The 16,650-nt window shown below is 68.1% G+C and carries 9 protein-coding genes; 5 read left to right on the plus strand and 4 right to left on the minus strand.

Translation table 11 applies throughout. The features are described 5' to 3' along the window. Positions 1 to 115: 115 nt before the first annotated feature. From Aple_RS35300 to Aple_RS52385, 5 genes are all read left to right on the plus strand, one after another. Positions 116 to 1,438, plus strand: a complete 1,323-nt coding sequence (locus tag Aple_RS35300) for an ABC transporter substrate-binding protein (RefSeq protein ID WP_155349087.1) — start codon at positions 116 to 118, stop codon at positions 1,436 to 1,438. A gap of 63 nt (positions 1,439 to 1,501) precedes the next feature. Next, positions 1,502 to 2,377, plus strand: coding sequence for a carbohydrate ABC transporter permease (locus Aple_RS35305; protein ID WP_155349088.1), 876 nt, complete (start codon positions 1,502 to 1,504; stop codon positions 2,375 to 2,377). Continuing rightward, positions 2,374 to 3,186, plus strand: a complete 813-nt coding sequence (locus Aple_RS35310; protein WP_155349089.1) for a carbohydrate ABC transporter permease — start codon at positions 2,374 to 2,376, stop codon at positions 3,184 to 3,186. The genes Aple_RS35305 and Aple_RS35310 overlap by 4 nt, the downstream gene beginning before the upstream one ends. Then, a complete protein-coding gene (locus Aple_RS35315) occupies positions 3,183 to 5,753 on the plus strand; it encodes a glycosyl hydrolase 2 galactose-binding domain-containing protein (RefSeq protein ID WP_155349090.1) in 2,571 nt (856 codons plus the stop codon). Before Aple_RS35310 ends, Aple_RS35315 begins: the two co-directional genes overlap by 4 nt. Then, entirely contained in the window at positions 5,750 to 12,379 is a 6,630-nt protein-coding gene (locus tag Aple_RS52385) for a discoidin domain-containing protein (RefSeq protein WP_170321812.1), read from the plus strand. Before Aple_RS35315 ends, Aple_RS52385 begins: the two co-directional genes overlap by 4 nt. 80 nt (positions 12,380 to 12,459) lie before the next feature. Here the strand turns inward: Aple_RS52385 and Aple_RS35330 are convergent, their stop codons facing one another. From Aple_RS35330 to Aple_RS35345, 4 genes are all read right to left on the minus strand, one after another. Further along, positions 12,460 to 13,485, minus strand: a complete 1,026-nt coding sequence (locus Aple_RS35330; RefSeq protein ID WP_155349091.1) for an RDD family protein — start codon at positions 13,483 to 13,485, stop codon at positions 12,460 to 12,462. A 98-nt stretch (positions 13,486 to 13,583) separates the two neighbouring features. Further along, a complete protein-coding gene (locus Aple_RS35335; RefSeq protein ID WP_308805533.1) occupies positions 13,584 to 14,501 on the minus strand; it encodes an aldo/keto reductase in 918 nt (305 codons plus the stop codon). 84 nt (positions 14,502 to 14,585) lie between these two features. Further along, complete coding sequence (locus Aple_RS35340; protein WP_155349093.1) at positions 14,586 to 16,010, minus strand: aldehyde dehydrogenase family protein; 1,425 nt, start codon at positions 16,008 to 16,010, stop codon at positions 14,586 to 14,588. A gap of 31 nt (positions 16,011 to 16,041) precedes the next feature. Beyond that, positions 16,042 to 16,650: a cysteine hydrolase family protein gene (locus tag Aple_RS35345; protein WP_155349094.1), complete on the minus strand. Its 609-nt coding sequence runs from the start codon at positions 16,648 to 16,650 to the stop codon at positions 16,042 to 16,044.

Genomic DNA, 16,650 nt, shown 5'->3' on the forward strand with positions numbered 1-16,650 from the left:
CCTGTCCTGCACGCTGTGGTTCGAGCAACCCCAGCAATGTGCACGCAACCCATGAGTAACCCCCGGGACACACGTGTTCCCGACACCCCCCGGAACATGAAGCAAAGGAAGCCCCATGCACCGCACCACGCCACGGGCCGTACGCGGGGTGGCCGCGTTCGCCGCCGGAGCCCTCGTCCTCTCCCTCGCCGCCTGCGGCTCCGATGACCCCGCGCCCGGTCCGGCGGCCGCTTCGGCCACCGGCGGCGGCTCCATCGACGTCGTCACCCGCTGGACGGCGGGCAACTCGGCGGCCCAGGCCCAGAAGCGGGTCTTCGACGCGTTCACCGCGGAGACGGGCATCAAGATCAACCTCACCGAAGGCCTCGAAGCCATCGACGACCAGGTGGAGACCGCCGTGGCCGCGGGCAAGTCCCCCGACCTGGTGATCGTCAACCTCTTCGACAAGACGGTGGGCTGGCTGGACGCGGGCGTCACCGTCCCCGTCGACCAGTACGTCAAGGACTGGGGCCTGGCCGGCAAGATGAAGCCGGAGGCCCTCGACGAGTGGCGGGTCGGCGGCGTCGCCGGCGGCCAGCTGCAGGGCCTGCCGTTCTCCGGATTCAGCTGGCCGCTCTGGTACAACACCGACCTGCTGACCAAGGCCGGCGTCACGGAAGTCCCGAAGACCACCGACGAGCTCATCGCCGCCGCCAAGAAGCTGCGCGACGCGGACATCGGGCCCGTCACCGTCGGCGGCAACGACTGGACCGGGCAGAAGCTCTTCTACCAGATCGCGCAGTCGTTCACCGACGCCGCGACCATGCAGAAGGTCATGCGGGAGGGCGGCTACTGCGCGACGGCGTCGGTCCTCAACGGCATCAAGCTCTTCACCGAGCTGCGCGACGCCAAGGTGTTCGTCGACAACGCCGCCGGCCTGTCCGCCGACGACATGTACGCGTCCTTCTACTCCGGCAAGGCCGCGATCATGTCCGCCGGCTCGTGGGCGTACACGGAGTCCAAGGCCTCGGGCACCGGGATCGAGACGCACACGGCCCTCGGCGGCTTCCCCGTCCCGAGCGGCGCGGCCTACGCCAAGCCGACGGCCTACCAGGGCTTCACGGGCGTCGGATTCATGATTACGAAGCAGGGCGCCGAGCCCGACAAGATCGACAAGATCCGGCAGCTCGTGACGAAGTTCTACGACCAGCCGACCGTCGGCGACTTCGTCAAGGACGCCGGCATCCTGCCCCCGATCACCGGCGACTTCGCCTCGTCCGCGACCGACCCGCTGCTCGCCGCGTCGCTCGGCCTCGACGCCGCCGTCGACTACGCGGTCCTGCCCGACGTCTGGATCGGCTCCGCGTCCGACCCGATCACCCAGGTCCTGACCGGGGCCTACGGCGAGGCCACCCCGCAGGAGATCTGCGAAGGACTCGACACCGCCACCAAGGGCTGAGACCCGCTCGCCGGGTGGGGCCGCCATGCCTGGGCCCCACCCGCTTCCAAAGAAAGCGCACGAATGCCAAAGTCGCCCCGGGTCCTGTGGCTGACCATCCCGTCTCTGGTGTGGTTCGCCGTCTTCTCGGTCGGCCCTCTCGCCGCCATGTTCGTGATCGCCACGCTCCGGTGGAAGGGGCTGCTGTACGAGCCCACGTACATCGGCCTGGACAACATCGCACGCGTCTTCGCCGACCCGACCTTCCACGCCGCGGTGCGCAACAGCGCGATCCAGGTCGCCGTCGCGATCCCGGTGATGATCCCGCTGGCCTTCATGCTCGGCTACCACCTCAACACCAAGCCGCGCGGCTACCGCGTCCTGTCGGTGCTTTACTTCTCGCCGGGCCTCATCTCGATCTCCATGACCGGGATGATCTTCTACGGGGTGCTGTCCCCGAACGGCGGGGTCAATGGGCTGCTGCGCGGCATCGGCCTGGACTCCTGGGCCACCGCGTGGCTGGCCGACCCGAGCACCGCGCTGGCGACCCTCATCGCCATCGACCTCTGGCGCGGCGTCGGCTGGACCGCGGTGCTGTTCGCCGCCCGCCTGGCGAGCCTGCCGGGCGAGGTGATCGAGGCGGCCCAGATCGACGGCGCCGGACGGCTGCGCACCATGTGGCAGGTCGCCTTCCCGATGGTCAAGGACTACGTCCGCACGCTGGCGATGCTGCAGTTCCTGTGGACGCTGTTCACCTCGGCCGCGCTGATCCTCCTGCTCACCAAGGGCGGGCCTGGCACCTCGTCGACCACGCTGTCCTACCTGGTCTACGCGAAGGCCTTCTCGCAGCGGGATCTCGGCTACAGCCAGGTGGTCGGCGTCGTGCTGCTGCTCCTCGGCATCGCCGGGATGCTCCTCATCCGCGCGCTGCTGCGCAGCCCTGAGGAGGACTCCCGTTGAGAAAGCTCCTGGCGACGGTCCTCTCTTGGTCGTACGCGTTGCTGCTGGCGGCTCCGCTCTACTACCTCGTGGTCAGCGCGCTGAAGTCCAACATCGAGATCTTCACGCGGCCGTTCGCGCTGCCGGCGCAGTGGTTGTGGGAGAACTTCGGCACCGCCTGGCGGACCGCCGACCTGGGGCGGGCCCTGCTCAACTCCGTGCTCGTCTCGGTCGTGGCCATCGTGGTGACGCTGGTCCTGGCCGTGCCGGCGGCGTACGCGCTGGCCCGGCAGAACAATCGGCTTGCCCGCGTGATCACGGGCACGTTCTCCGCGGGCTTCCTCATCCCGCCGTTCGCCGCGCTGATCCCCACGGTCGTGCTGGCGATCGAGATGGGGCTGTTCGGCACGCGCGAGTTCCAGATGCTCTTCCTGCCCGCGAGCGCGCTGCCGCTGTCCGTGCTCCTCCTCACGCAGTTCATGCGCACCGTGCCGCCGGCCCTGGTGGAGTCGGCCGCGCTGGACGGCGCCGGGCACTGGCGGCTGCTGACCAGCGTCTTCGTGCCCATCGCGAGGCCGGGCGTGGTCAGCGTGACGATCCTCCAGCTGCTCACGTTCTGGAACGAGTACCTGTTCTCGCTGACCATCACCGGCACCGCGCCGGACGTGCGGACGGTCCAGGTCGCGCTGCCGACGCTCGTCTCCGACGCGACCAACCTCGGCGTTCTCGCCGCCGGCACCGTGCTCGCGGTCCTGCCGGTGTACGTCGCTTATTCGATCATGAACCGTCGTATGCAGGAAGCACTCACCGCAGGAGCAGTCAAGGGATGACGCAGACCACGCAGGTAAACACCGCCGCCGCCACCCGGCTCGACCTCGGTGGCGAGTGGGAGCTGATCTGGTCGGCGGGCCCGGACGACGTCCCCGCGGCCGTCCGCACGGCGGCCATCCCGGCACAGGTGCCCGGCGAGGTGCACACGGCCTTACTCGCGGCCGGGCTCATCGCCGATCCCGATGTCGGGTGGGGCGAGCTTGCGCAGCGGTGGGTCGGTCACTCCCACTGGGTCTACCGGCGCCACGTGCAGTGGTCGCCGACGCCCGGGGCCCGCACCGATCTCGTGGCCGAAGGGCTCGACACGATCGCGGACGTCTACGTCAACGGCCATCGGGTCGGGGTCGCGCGGGACCAGCACCTGGCGTACCGGTGGCGGGTGGACGACGTCCTGCTGCCGGGCGACAACCTCGTCGAGGTGCGTTTCGCCTCGGCCTGGGACGCCGCCCGCGAGCATGAGCGCGCGCACGGCCCGCTGCCGAGCCCGTATGACGAGCCCTACCCGCACGTGCGCAAGGCCGCGGCCAACTTCGGCTGGGACTGGGGACCGCACTACGTCACCGCCGGCATCTGGCGTGGCATCCGGCTGGAGACCTACGCCGGGCGGATCGACCACGTGCGGCCGCTCGTCCGGCTCGACCACGCCGTCGCCCACGTGACGGCGCACGTGCGCGTGGACGCGCCCGCAGGCTCGGACGTGCGCGTCGAGCTGACCGACCCGGCCGGTCGGCGGGCCGGGTCGGCCGTCGGCACGGTGGTCGGGGACGAGGTGGCCATCGTCCTGCGCGTGGACGATCCGGACCTCTGGTGGCCGGTCGGCCTTGGTGCGCAGCCGCTGTACCGCCTCCAGGTGGAGCTCGAGCACGTCGGCGTGGTGCTCGACTCCACCGCCGTCCGGGTTGGCCTGCGCAGTGTCGCGGTCGACGAGACCCCGGACCGGCTCGGGACGCGCTGGACGCTCGTCGTGAACGGCCGGCCCGTACGGGTGCGTGGCTACAACTGGATCCCCGACGACACCCTCGCCAGCCGTGCCACGCCCGAACGGGTGGCGCACCGGATCGACCAGGCCGTCGCCGGGAACGCCAACCTCCTGCGGGTCTGGGGCGGCGGTCACTTTGCGACAGAAGAGTTCCTAGACGCCTGCGATGAGCGCGGTGTCCTGGTATGGCACGATTTCCTCTTCGCATGTGCCGCGTACAGCGAGGACGACGAGATGGTCGAGCTGGTGACCGCCGAGGCGGAGCAGGCCGTCGCGCGGATGTCGGCCCACCCGAGCCTGGTGCTCTGGTGCGGCGGCAACGAGACCGTCCTCGGCTGGCACCACTGGGGGTGGGCCGACCAGGTGGGGGTACGCGGGTGGGGCGCCCGCTACTACCTCGACGTGCTGCCCGGTGTCCTGGCCCGCCTGGATCCGACGCGGCCCTACGTGCCCAACTCGCCCTGGTCTGGCTCTCTCGACCGGGATCCGGCCATCGACACGCACGGCCTGAGCCACCTGTGGGACGCCTGGAACGAGCGCGACTACGCCCACTACCGCTACCACGACCCGGCGTTCGTCGCGGAGATGGGCTGGTGCGGCCCTCCCGCGTGGACCACGCTCGGGCGCGTCATCGAGGGCGAGAGACCAGGGCCCGACTCGCCCCAGACGCGCCACCACCTGCGCGCGATCGACGGCATGCACAAGCTGACCCGCGGTCTCCAGCCGCACGTGCCCACCCCCCGCGGCGACGCCGACTGGCACTTCGCGACCCAGGTGGTCCAGGCCCGCGCCGTCTCGACCGGCGTCGAGTGGCTGCGCTCCCGCGAGCGCTGCGGCGGGGTCGTCGTCTGGCAGCTCAACGACTGCTGGCCGGTGATCAGCTGGTCGGCCGTCGACAGCACGGGCATCGAGAAGCCCCTCTGGCACGCCCTCCGCCACTCGTTCGCCCCCCGGCTGATCACGGTTCAGCCGGTCCACCCCGGGCCGACCCACGACCCCACCGGTGACGCGGGTCTGGAACTCGTGCTCGTGAACGACACCGACGCCCCCTGGCATCCCGACGTCCTCATCCGGCGGGTCGGGCTGGACGGCCAGGAGCACGCGCGAACCCGCGTGCGGCCCGGCTGCCCGGCCGGTGGCCTCGTCCGGCTGCCCGTCGATCCCGCGGTCGGGCAACCGGCCGACCCGCGGGCGGAGATGCTCGTCGTCGACGCAGGGGGAGCGCGGACCACCTGGATTTACCGGCCGGAACGGGAGCTGACCGCTCCCGAACCCGAACGCGCCGTCGATGTCACCGTCGCCGACGGCGAACTGCACGTCACGGTCACCGCCGTGACCCTGCTGCGCGATGTGTGCGTGGCCGCCGACCGGCTGGCCGCGCCGCTCGACCTGGAGCCGTCCCGGCTCGCCGTGGACGACGCTCTCGTCACGCTCCTGCCGGGCGAGAGCCGCGTTTTCCGAATCACCCGTCGAGACGGCCGCGCGATCCGCGCCGCCGCTCTCCCCAGCACGCTGCTTGACATGTCGGTCCGGTCCTTCGGCGAGGTCACGGGCTCCACAGGGAATCGCAACGAAGGAACCCCATGAAACACCGAAGGACCCTCAGGATCGCGCTCGGCGCGATATTAAGCGCCCTCATGGTCACAACGACGGCAGCGCCGTCGATCGCCCAGGATGGGCGCCAAATTCACGTGGCCAAGACCGGAAAAGACACCAATGCCGGCACGGCGGCCGAGCCGTATCTGACAATCAACCACGCGGCGCAGGAAGCCCAGCCCGGCGACACGGTGGTCGTCCACGCCGGGCTCTACCGCGAATGGGTCAAACCGGCGCGCGGCGGCGCCGACGAGACGCAGCGCATCACCTACACGAACGCCGGCGACGGCGAGGTGGTCATCAAGGGCTCGGAGGAGATCGACAACTGGGTTCAGCACAGCGGTGACGTGTGGAAGGTCACGCTGCCCGCCGCCTACTTCGGCGACTACAACCCGTACGCAACCGGCCAGCCGCAAGGCGGCGGAGACGGCGTCTTCCCCGGCTACACCGCAGGTGACGTCTACCTGAACGAGCAGGCCTACTACGAGAAGGCGACGCTGGGCAACGTGGAGGCCGCGCCCGGCACCTGGTACACGGAGGTGTCCGGCGGCACCACCACCATCTACGCCAACTTCGACGGCGCCGACCCCAACGCCAAGCTGGCCGAGATCAACGTGCGCCGCCAGGTGTTCGCACCGGACGCGTGGGGCCTGGGCTACATCACCGTCCACGGATTCACCGTCAAGCACGCGGCCAACACCTACTCCGACTTCCCGAGCAGCCCATCCCGGCGGCAGGCGGGCGCGATCAGCGTCAACGGCGGCCTGAAGTGGATCATCGAGAACAACACCGTCATCAACGCGCGTACGATCGCCATCGACATCGGCCTGGGTTGTGACGAATGGGCCGGCAACCGCCCCGGCCAGACCCGGACGAACTTCCGCGACACCGCCAAGTACGGCTCCCACATCGTCCGCAACAACTACATCGGCAAGTCCGGCCAATCCGGCATCGCCGGCGTCTTCTCCTGGAACTCCGACATTCTGTACAACCTCATCGAGGACACCAACTACCGCGGCGAGTTCAGCGGCGCCGAGACAGCTCCGATCAAGGTTCACTACATGAACGAGGGGCTCATTAAGGGCAACTACCTCAAGAACTCCAAGGGCGGCAACTCCGCTGGCATCTGGACGGACTGGGGCAACCAGAACGTCCGCGTCACCGGCAACATCGTCATGAACAGCCCGTGGGGCTACTACGCAGAGGCCGTCCACGGCCCCATCCTCGTGGACAACAACGTCTTCATCGGCAACAGCGACATCCGCATGCTGGACGCCACCGGCGTCGTGTACGCCAACAACATGTTCATCGACAACGGTCGCATCGCCGTGGACGGCGGCGGCCGGGACGCCTACTACTTCCAGCCGGGCACGATGAACGAGACCACCGCGCCCACCTCTGTCCAGAAGTTCTTCTGGTACAACAACCTGGTCCAGGGCTCGACCCTGCCGACCGACGCGACCGGCAAGACGCACGTCAAGGAGGGCAACTCCACCGGCGTGCTGTCCGGCGTCCAGGTCGCCGCGACCAACCGCGAGGTGAAGCTCGACTTCACCCTCGACGCCACCGGCATCAGCGGCCTGACGCCGGTGACGAAGGCCAGGGTCGGGGTCATCCCCCTCGCCAACGAGAGCATCGCCGCCGACGTCACCACCGACTTCTTCGGCAAGCCGTTCAGCGGGATGGCCGGACCCTTCGCCGAGGCGAAGAACGGCGGCAACTCGTTCACACTGTGGCCCCCGGCGGGCCAGACCGTGCCGGAGCCCCCGGCCCCGCCGACCGACGTGCCGGTCAACCTGTCGCTGAACCCCGACGCGAAGGCCCTGGCCTCCTACGAGGACACCAACCTGCTCGCGAAGTACGCGATCGACGGCAACGGCTCCTCCCGCTGGTCCAGCGACCACAGCAACGACCCGAACGCCTGGATCCAGGTTGACCTCGGGGACGAGTACGACGTGTCCAAGGCCGTCCTGTCGTGGGAAGCGGCCTACGCGAAGTCGTACAAGATCCAGATCTCGGGCGACGGCCAGCAGTGGGAAGACGTCTTCTCCACCACGACCGGCGGTGGCGGCGTCGAGACGGTGCAGATCCGCAAGAAAGCACGCTACGTTCGCATGCAGGGTGTCCTGCCGCAGACGCCGTACGGCTACTCGCTGTACGAGTTCGAGATCTACGGCACCCCGGTCCAGCCGGAGGTTCCGGTCAATGTCGCGCTGAACCTGCCGCCGTCCGCGTACACGGCGTCGTCGCAGTCCAACGACGGCAGCGGCGAGACCAACAGCCAGCCGCAGAACGACCGCTCGGCGTTCCGCGCGTTCGACGGCAACACCTCGACGCGCTGGGGCTCCAACGGCGGCGACACCCAGTGGATCCAGGTCGACCTGGGCAAGACCTACGTCCTGGACAAGGTCGTGCTCAACTGGGAGGCCGCCTACTCCTCGACGTACAAGATCCAGACGTCGGCGGACGGCAGCACCTGGACCGACGTCCACTCCCACAATGACTCCACGCCGACCGGCGACCACATCGACGAAATCGTGCTCGACCCGCTGGCGGAGGGACGCTATGTCCGCATGCAGGGCACCAAGGCGGCCACCCAGTGGGGCCTGTCGCTCTGGGAGTTCGAGGTGTACGGCAAGGTCAAGCCGGCCGACACCGCCCCCACCTGGCCGGCCACGGCGCAGCTCCAGATCAGCGCCCTGACGGACACCTCGGCGACCGCCACCTGGCCCGCCGCGACCGACAACCAGGCGGTGACCGGCTACAAGCTCTATCTCGGCCAGACGCTGAAGGCCACGCTGGGCGCGGACGCGCGCAGCTCCGGCGTGACGGGCCTGGCCGCCGGCCGGACCTACACCGTGAAGGTGACCGCGCTCGACGCGAACGGCAACGAGGGCCAGGGCCTGGCGAAGACGTTCACGACGCCGGGCAACCCGGCGACGCGGGCGCTGTCCACCTCCTACCCGCGCACCTACGCGGACTGGGAGGAGGGCCTGCTCGCGGGCGACGGCAAGCAGGGCGTCATCATCTTCGGCAACCCGCGCGAGGAGACGGTCGTCTTCAACGACCGCGACTTCTTCATGGCGCGGTCGGAGAACCGCCCGCACCGGACGTTCAACACCGTCAGCCAGGAGAACATCAAGAAGATCAGGGACCTGCTGATCGCCGGCAAGTACCAGGAGGCCAACCAGCTCGCGGCCGACGTGCAGGGCTATCAGGGCGGCGGCGAGGGCAGCAAGCACCCCGGCTTCAAGATGACCCTCCAGCTGCCGGCCACCGGTGAGGTCACCAACTACGTCCGGTCCACCGACTACTCCGCGGGCGTCGTCTCGGTGAACTGGACCGACGACAAGGGCGACTGGAAGCGCGACTCCTTCGTCTCGCAGACCGACGGCGTCACCGTCCAGTACCTGCCCGCCCCCGCCGGGCAGAAGCTCGACGTCAAGCTCGGCCTGTCCATCGACCCGGGCATGAACCTGCTCAACAAGGGCGTCACGTACGTCAACAACTCCAACACCGACTTCCTCAACCTGCGGGCGAAATACCCGAACGGCAGCTACAACGCCGGGTACGAGGGCGTCACCCGCATCGTGACGGACGGCGTCAAGACGATGGCCGGCACCGACGTCTCGGTCACCAACGCGACCTACGTCATGCTGCTGTCGCTGACCCAGCGCTACGACGGCACCTACGCGGGCGGCGTCCCCGCCGAGCAGGACTGGAACAAGCAGCTCCTGCAAGCGCGGTTGGCGGCGATCCCCGGCGACTACCAGGCGCTGCTCAATCGGCACGTGGCCAAGCACAGCGAGATGTTCAACCGCGTCTCGATCGACTTCGGGGCCGGCCCCGAGGACCGCTCGAAGTCCAACGAGGAGCTGCTCGCCGCGCAGAAGACCGCGACCACGCCGAACCTGGCCCTGTTCGAGCGGCTGTACTACTCCGGCCGCTACCACCTGATCGGGTCGAGCAGCGCGACGGCCCCGCCCGACCTGCTCGGCAACTGGACCGGCGACAGCAACGTCGGCTGGGACGGCTACTACCACCTGGACGCCAACCTCAACCTGCAGATCTCCGGCGGCAACATCGGCAACCTGCCGGAGGTGATGGCGGGCTACTGGTGGATCAACAAGCAGTGGCAGGCCGACTTCCGGACCAACGCCCAGAAGCTGCTCGGCACGCGCGGCATGCTGACAGGCGGCAACACGCCCAACGGCGAAGGCCTGATCTCCAACATCAACTTCGACTATCCGTACCAGTACGTCACGGGTGGCGAGTCGTGGCTGCTCTACCCGTTCTGGGAGCACTACCAGATCACGGGCGACAAGACGTTCCTGGAGCAGCAGTACTACCCGCTGATCCGGGACATGGGAGATTTCTACGAGGACTTCCTCGTCGAGAAGGACGCCAACGGCAAATACGTCTTCGCGGGGTCCATCTCGCCGGAGAACCGGCCGGCGGGCGGTGTGCCGCTGTCGGTCAACTCGGTGTACGACATTTCCGGCGCCCGGTTCGCGCTGTCGACGCTGATCGAGACGAGCAAGGCGCTCGGCAGGGACCAGGACAAGATCGCGGTCTGGCAGGAGAAGCTCGACAACCTGCCGCCGTACCTGGTCAACAATGACGGCGCGCTGGCCGAGTGGGCGTGGCCGGACCTGGCGAACAAGAACGCCTACCAGCACCGGCACTCCAGTGGCCTGATGCCCGTCTGGCCGTACCGCGAGATCACACCGGAGAAGAACAAGCAGCTGTACGACGCGGCCAAGGTGTTCCTGCAGAAGAAGGACGGCGGCAGCTACGAGAACGCCGGCCACGGCCTGCTGCACGGTGCGCTGATCGCCGCCGGCCTGAACAACGCCGAATCCGTCAACGCGAAGCTGATGCGGTTCGCCAAGGACGACTACTACTACAGCGGCCTGTCGACGTCGCACTACAACAACAAGGGGGTGTTCGCGACCGACGTCGTCAACTCCGTACCGACGATCATGATGGAGATGCTGGCCACGACCGACCCCGGCACGCTGGAGCTGCTTCCCGCGCTGCCCAAGGGCCTGAAGAAGGGCTCCATCTCCGGCATGCTGGGCAAGAGCCGGTTCACCATCGACGACCTCGACTGGGACATGGACAGCCACAAGGTGAAGGTGACGTTGACCTCCGACGTCGACCAGAACCTCACCCTGATCCAGCGCGACGGCATCGAACAGATCACCGGCATGCAGGTTCAGAACTCGCCGCTCGGAAATATCGCCCGCGTCCTTCCCCTGAAGAAGGACCAGACGGTCACGCTCGAGCTGACGCTGAAGGACACCTCGCGGGTCAACCTGGCCCTGAACAAGCCCGCGACCGCCTCCTCGCAGTCCAACGCCGACCAGGCCGCCGCCAAGGCATTCGACGGCGACCCGGTTTCCCGCTGGGCCGCCGGCGAGAGCGCCGACAACTGGCTCCAGGTCGACCTGGGCGGCATCTACGCCCTCACCGAGGTCGACCTGCGGTGGGAGGCCTCCTACGCCAAGCGCTACAAGCTCCAGGTGTCGATGGACGGCACCAGCTGGAAGGACATCCACACCCAGGCCAACTCACCCGGCGGAACCGAGAAGATCCCAGTGAACGCTCTGGGCAGGTACGTCCGGATGCAGGGCGTGGAGAAGTCCGGCCAGTGGGGCTACTCCCTCTACGAGATGGAGGTCTACGGCCAGGCAGCCCCCAACATCGCGCTCGGCAAGACGGCCACCGCGTCGTCGGCGTCCAACGCCCAGCAGACGGCCGCCGCCGCCTTCGACGGCGACAACACCACCCGCTGGAGCGCGAGCGAGTCGGCCGGCAACTGGCTCCAGGTGGATCTGGGCGACACCTACACCGTCTACCAGGTCGCCATCGACTGGGAGGCCTCCTACGCCAAGGGATACAAGGTGCAGACCTCTCCCGACGGCGAGACGTGGACCGACAAGTTCACCGAAACCGCAAGCAACGGCGGCACGGACCTCATCGACCTGAACGCCGACACCCGCTACATCCGGATGCAGGGCGTGGAGAAGTCCGGCCAGTGGGGCTATTCCATCTACGAGATGAAGGTCTACGGCGCCCTCCCCGACACCGGGACCACCATCCTCATCTCCGGCGTCACCGACGGCACCGAGTACGGCGACAGCCAGGAACTCACCATCGCCTGGGAAGTCGCCGGCACCGGCGTCAAGACCGTAACCGGCACATTGGACGGCCAGCCGTTCACCTCCGGAACCGCCCAGCAACTCCACCAACTACCCCTGGGCGACCACACGCTCACCGTCACCGTCGCCACCCAGTCCGGCGGCACATACGAACAGTCCGTGAAGTTCACCACGCTCACCTCCACCGACGAGATCTCCGCCTTGATCGAGCGCTTCCAGGCCACCAGCCAGCTGTCACCCACCGGCGCCGCCAAGCTCGAGGACAAGATCTCCAAGGTCATGGTCTCCGAGGACAAGGAACGCGAACGAGACAAAAAGAAGATTGTCAAGAAGCTGACCCGCTTCATCGAAGCGGTCAACGACCCGAAGACCGTCTCTGACCTCGCAGTGAAGGCCACGTTCCTACGCGACGCCAACGCCCTGATCGTGGCAAACGGCGGCACCCCCGTCTAAGCCCACCAAGGTGTGCCGGGGTCCCGCCCCGGCACCCCTTCCGGTCGGCAGGGGAGATCACCCCTGCGAAGGGCGCCCTCCTACGCACCCGGGGAGGGCGCCCCTTCCGTGATTGCTGGGGAATCGGAGCGCCCTACATCTGGTGGTATCCGGCGTGTGACGTCGGTGTTCGCCAAGCGGTCGTGAAGTGTCCGGCCGTCGGGGTCGAGAAGCGCCCACAGCCCGTCCACGATGAGAGCGAGCTGCCCGTATGTCGGTTCGAAGAGCAGGAGCGGGAAGAGCAGCGTGCGAAGGGCTGTCTTTCCCGCCGTCGGCCGTGCTGTCGGCTGTACGGAGACGAGGTGGATGCGCAGCAGCCGCTTGCCCGGTGTCCGCCCCCACAGACTGTGGTTCACCCAGAAGTACAGAAACACTCCGGCCAGGGTGAGTAACCGTTCGGGCTCCGCCTTGTCCAGCGAGAGAGCCGACCAGCTCAAGATTCCGAAGTCCAGGTGGATGGAGGTGTCGAAGCTGATCACGGACAGGATGGGTTGGATGACGAAAGTGAGGGTCACGACAATGATCATGTAGTCGACCAGGAGCGCCACCGGTCGACGCCAGGTCACACCGGCCGATGGAACGACCGAGGTGGTGGCGCTCATCATCCGAGTGGTGAGTAGAACAAGCGTGGCGGCGGCCAGAAGGCAGAGTTGGGTGCTTCCCCAGCTGCTCATCACTGTGGCGAACCACTCGGCGCTGAGGATGGGCATCAAGCCGCAGCCTTCCTCAGCCGCGTAGACAGGGACGACCGGCACGAGGACCGCGATCGCAACGAGAACGCCCGCCGTTCGCCGCCCCACGACCCGCGGATCCCTACCGCCCAAGCAGGCGAGAAATCCCACCAGGACCACGACCGCGGGGAGGCCCCATGCCTCCACGTTCTCCATGATCCTGTCTAGATCGCCTCGCAGCGGATCTAGTAGGGGTGTCTCCCACCCTCCCCAGCCGCCAACGCAGCCGAAGGTCTCGTACGCACCAGGCTGGAGCCGGAAGCGCCATTCCTCCCACGTCGGGAAGGCGGCGACGGCTGCAGCCACCAGCCAGGTCAGCAGTGCCGGTCTCGACAATCGGGGGGAGTCCGACAAGGCGGTCCTTTCGGCTACGAGAACGTGGGATGTCGAACAGTATGATCTCCTCAGCGGCCGGTGCTTTCAAACTCGGTGGTCTAGAAGCCCGTCGGGTAGCGCGGGGTGTAGGGGGCTTCGAGTGCCTTGATCTCGTCGTTGGTGAGGGCGAGGTCCAGGGCGCCCAGTGCGTCTGTCAGGTGGTCGACCGTGGTCGGGCCGATGATCGGGCTGGCGATGGCCGGCTTGTGCAGGGTCCACGCGAGAGCGACCTGCGCCCGGGTGACGCCGCGATCCGCCGCGATCCGGCCGACGGTCTCGACGATGTCCCGGTTGGAGCGCTCGTCGTAGGTGTAGAGGCCGCCGCCGTAAAGATCGGTTTCCATGCGCTTCGTTCGCTCGCCCCAGGCGCCGGCCAGGCGGCCCCGGGCGAGCGGGCTCCACGCCAGCACACCGACGCCCTGGTCGACGCAGAACGGATGCATCTCCCGTTCCTCCTCGCGCATCAGGAGGTTGTACTGATCCTGCATGGAGATGAAGCGCGTCCAGCCGTGCAGCGCGGCGGCGAACTGGGCGGTGGCGAACTGCCAGGCGAACATCGACGACGCGCCGAGATAGCGGACCTTCCCCGAGCGTACGACGTCGTTCAGCGCCTCCATCGTCTCCTCCACCGGTACGGCGGAATCGAATCGGTGGACCTGGTAGAGATCGATGTAGTCGGTGCCCAGGCGTCTCAGGCTCGCGTCGACCTGGGCGAAGATCGCCCCGCGGGAGAGCCCGCCGCCCTTCGCGCCAGGGCCCATCGGCACGAAGACCTTGGTGGCGACGATCACCTCGTCACGCACCCCCGCCTCCTTCAGGAGCGTTCCGAGCATCTCCTCGCTCGTCCCGTGCGAGTACATGTTCGCGGTGTCGAAGACGGTGATCCCGGCATCGAGTGCCGCGCGGACGATCGGCCGCGCCTCGTCGATGCCGATCGTCCAGGGATGAGTGCCCGCCTCCGCCTTACCGAATCCCATGCAGCCCAGGGTGATTCGCGAGACCTGGAGACCGGAACGGCCCAGACGCCTGTACTCCACTTCTTTCCTCCGTTTCCTGAGTGTTCAGCTGCCGATGATGGCTTTGACTTCCAGGTATTCCTCCAACCCGAATTCGCCCCCCTCGCGGCCGTTGCCGGACTGCTTGTAGCCGCCGAACGGCGCCTGCGAGTTCTGGCCCATCGTGTTGATGTAGACGCGGCCGGAGCGCAGCCGGGCGGCGAGCCGCCGCGCTCGCGCGCCGTCGCCCGACTGGATGTAGTTGGCCAGGCCGTAGGGGGTGTCGTTGGCGATGTCCACCGCCTCGTCCTCCGTGTCGTACGGGATGACCGGCAGCACCGGCCCGAAGATCTCCTCCCGCGCGATCGTCATGTGGTTGCCGACATCGCCGAAGATGGTCGGCCGGACGAAGAAGCCGCGTTCCAGGCCGTCGGGCCGGCCGAGCCCCCCGCAGACCAGGCGGGCGCCCTGGGCCAGGCCGCTACGGATCATGGACTGCACCCGCTCGTACTGGATCTCGGAGACCACCGGGCCCATCACGGTCTCCTCCGCCGCCGGATCTCCGTACGCGATGGATTCCGCCGCCGCCTTCGCGTGGCCGAGCGCCTCCTCGTGGCGGCTCCGGTGCACCAGCATCCGGGTCGGGGCCTGGCAGGACTGCCCGGAGTTCAGGAAGGAGCGCCGGACGTTCGCGTGCACGGCCGCCTGGAGGTCGACGTCGGGAAGAATGATGTTGGCCGACTTGCCGCCGAGTTCCTGGTGAACCCGTTTGACCGAGTCGGCCGCGGCCTTGGCGATCAGAACTCCCGCGCGGGTGGAGCCGGTGAAGGAGATCATGTCGATATCGGGATGGGCGGAGATGCTCTGGCCGACCGTCGCGCCATCCCCGTTCACCAGGTTGAAGACGCCCGCCGGGACCCCGGCGTCGTGCATGACGTCGGCCAGCAGCATGGCGGAGAGCGGCGCCACCTCGCTCGGTTTGAGGACGACGGTGCAGCCGGCGGCGAGGGCGTAGGCCAGCTTGGACGCGATCAGGTTGAGCGGCCAGTTCCACGCGGTGATGAGGCCGCAAACACCGATCGGCTCGCGCCGCACCATGGTCGAGCCGTCCATCGGGCGCTCGAACTCGTAGTGCCGCAGGGTGTCGATGGCCTGCTCGAACTGCCCGATCAGGCTGGCCGTCTGGGCCTCCCGGGCGAACGTGATGGGCGCCCCCATCTCCATGGAGATCGTCCGGGCGATCTCCTCCGTGCGTGCGGAGTAGACGTCGATGATCCGCCGCATCAGGGCGATGCGGTCCTGCTTGTCGCTGAGGCCGTACGTGCGGAAGGCCTGTCGCGCGGCGGCCACCGCCCGGTCGACGTCGTCCGGGGTGCCCTGGCTGACCACCCCGACGACCTCCTCGACGGCGGGATCGCAGACCGGTATCCGCTCCTGTCCCGACGGCGCCACCCAGGCGCCGTCGATGTAGAAGTCGGTGCGTCGCAGCATGTCCTGTCTCTCTTTCGTGTCTCGGCGGCGGTCAGATCAGCACGCGGCCGGCGATCGCGTCGCGCCAGTCGGTGACGTTCGCGCCGAGGCTGGTCATGCTCATGAGCGCGTTCTCGTGCAGCTGCGCCGACTCGCTCGTCACGCAGTCCCGCGCGACCCAGACCCGGTAGTTGCGCTGGAGCGCCGAGCGCGCGGTGGTCTCGACACAGGCGTTGGTCAGCACGCCGCACATGATCAGGTTCACCGTGCCGAGACCCTGGAGCAGCGGTTCCAGATCGGTGTACAGGAAGGCGTCCCAGCGTGTCTTGCTGACCATGTAGTCGCCCGGCAGCGGGGCGAGCCGCTCGACGATGTCGCCCTCGGCCCCTTCCATGGACAGGACCGTGCCCGGCGGCAGGACGCTGGCCGCCTCCCGGTGGATCCGCATCGCGTTGAGCATGTCCGGAAGGGTCCGGTAACGGACGTAGATCACGGGGATGCCGCGCTGGCGGGCCGCCGCGATCAGGGCGGCGCTGGCGTCGATCACGGCGGGCACGTTGACGAGCGGGGGCCAGCCCATCTTCTGCTGGAGTCCACCGGCGGGGTGCAGGCAGAACCCGTTCTGCATGTCGATGACGATCAGGGCGGTCTTGTCGGTCAT

Origin of the sequence: Acrocarpospora pleiomorpha, assembly GCF_009687885.1 — a bacterium.
GTDB lineage: Bacteria > Actinomycetota > Actinomycetes > Streptosporangiales > Streptosporangiaceae > Acrocarpospora > Acrocarpospora pleiomorpha.

What these genes read in the sequence shown, in the direction of transcription:
- Aple_RS35305 (WP_155349088.1), top strand. Translation starts at nt 1,502, where the DNA reads ATGCCAAAGTCGCCCCGGGTCCTGTGGCTGACCATCCCGTCTCTGGTG.
- Aple_RS35300 (WP_155349087.1), top strand. Translation starts at nt 116, where the DNA reads ATGCACCGCACCACGCCACGGGCCGTACGCGGGGTGGCCGCGTTCGCC.
- Aple_RS52385 (WP_170321812.1), top strand. Translation starts at nt 5,750, where the DNA reads ATGAAACACCGAAGGACCCTCAGGATCGCGCTCGGCGCGATATTAAGC.
- Aple_RS35345 (WP_155349094.1), bottom strand. Translation starts at nt 16,650, where the DNA reads ATGACCGACAAGACCGCCCTGATCGTCATCGACATGCAGAACGGGTTC.
- Aple_RS35340 (WP_155349093.1), bottom strand. Translation starts at nt 16,010, where the DNA reads ATGCTGCGACGCACCGACTTCTACATCGACGGCGCCTGGGTGGCGCCG.
- Aple_RS35315 (WP_155349090.1), top strand. Translation starts at nt 3,183, where the DNA reads ATGACGCAGACCACGCAGGTAAACACCGCCGCCGCCACCCGGCTCGAC.
- Aple_RS35335 (WP_308805533.1), bottom strand. Translation starts at nt 14,501, where the DNA reads ATGGGATTCGGTAAGGCGGAGGCGGGCACTCATCCCTGGACGATCGGC.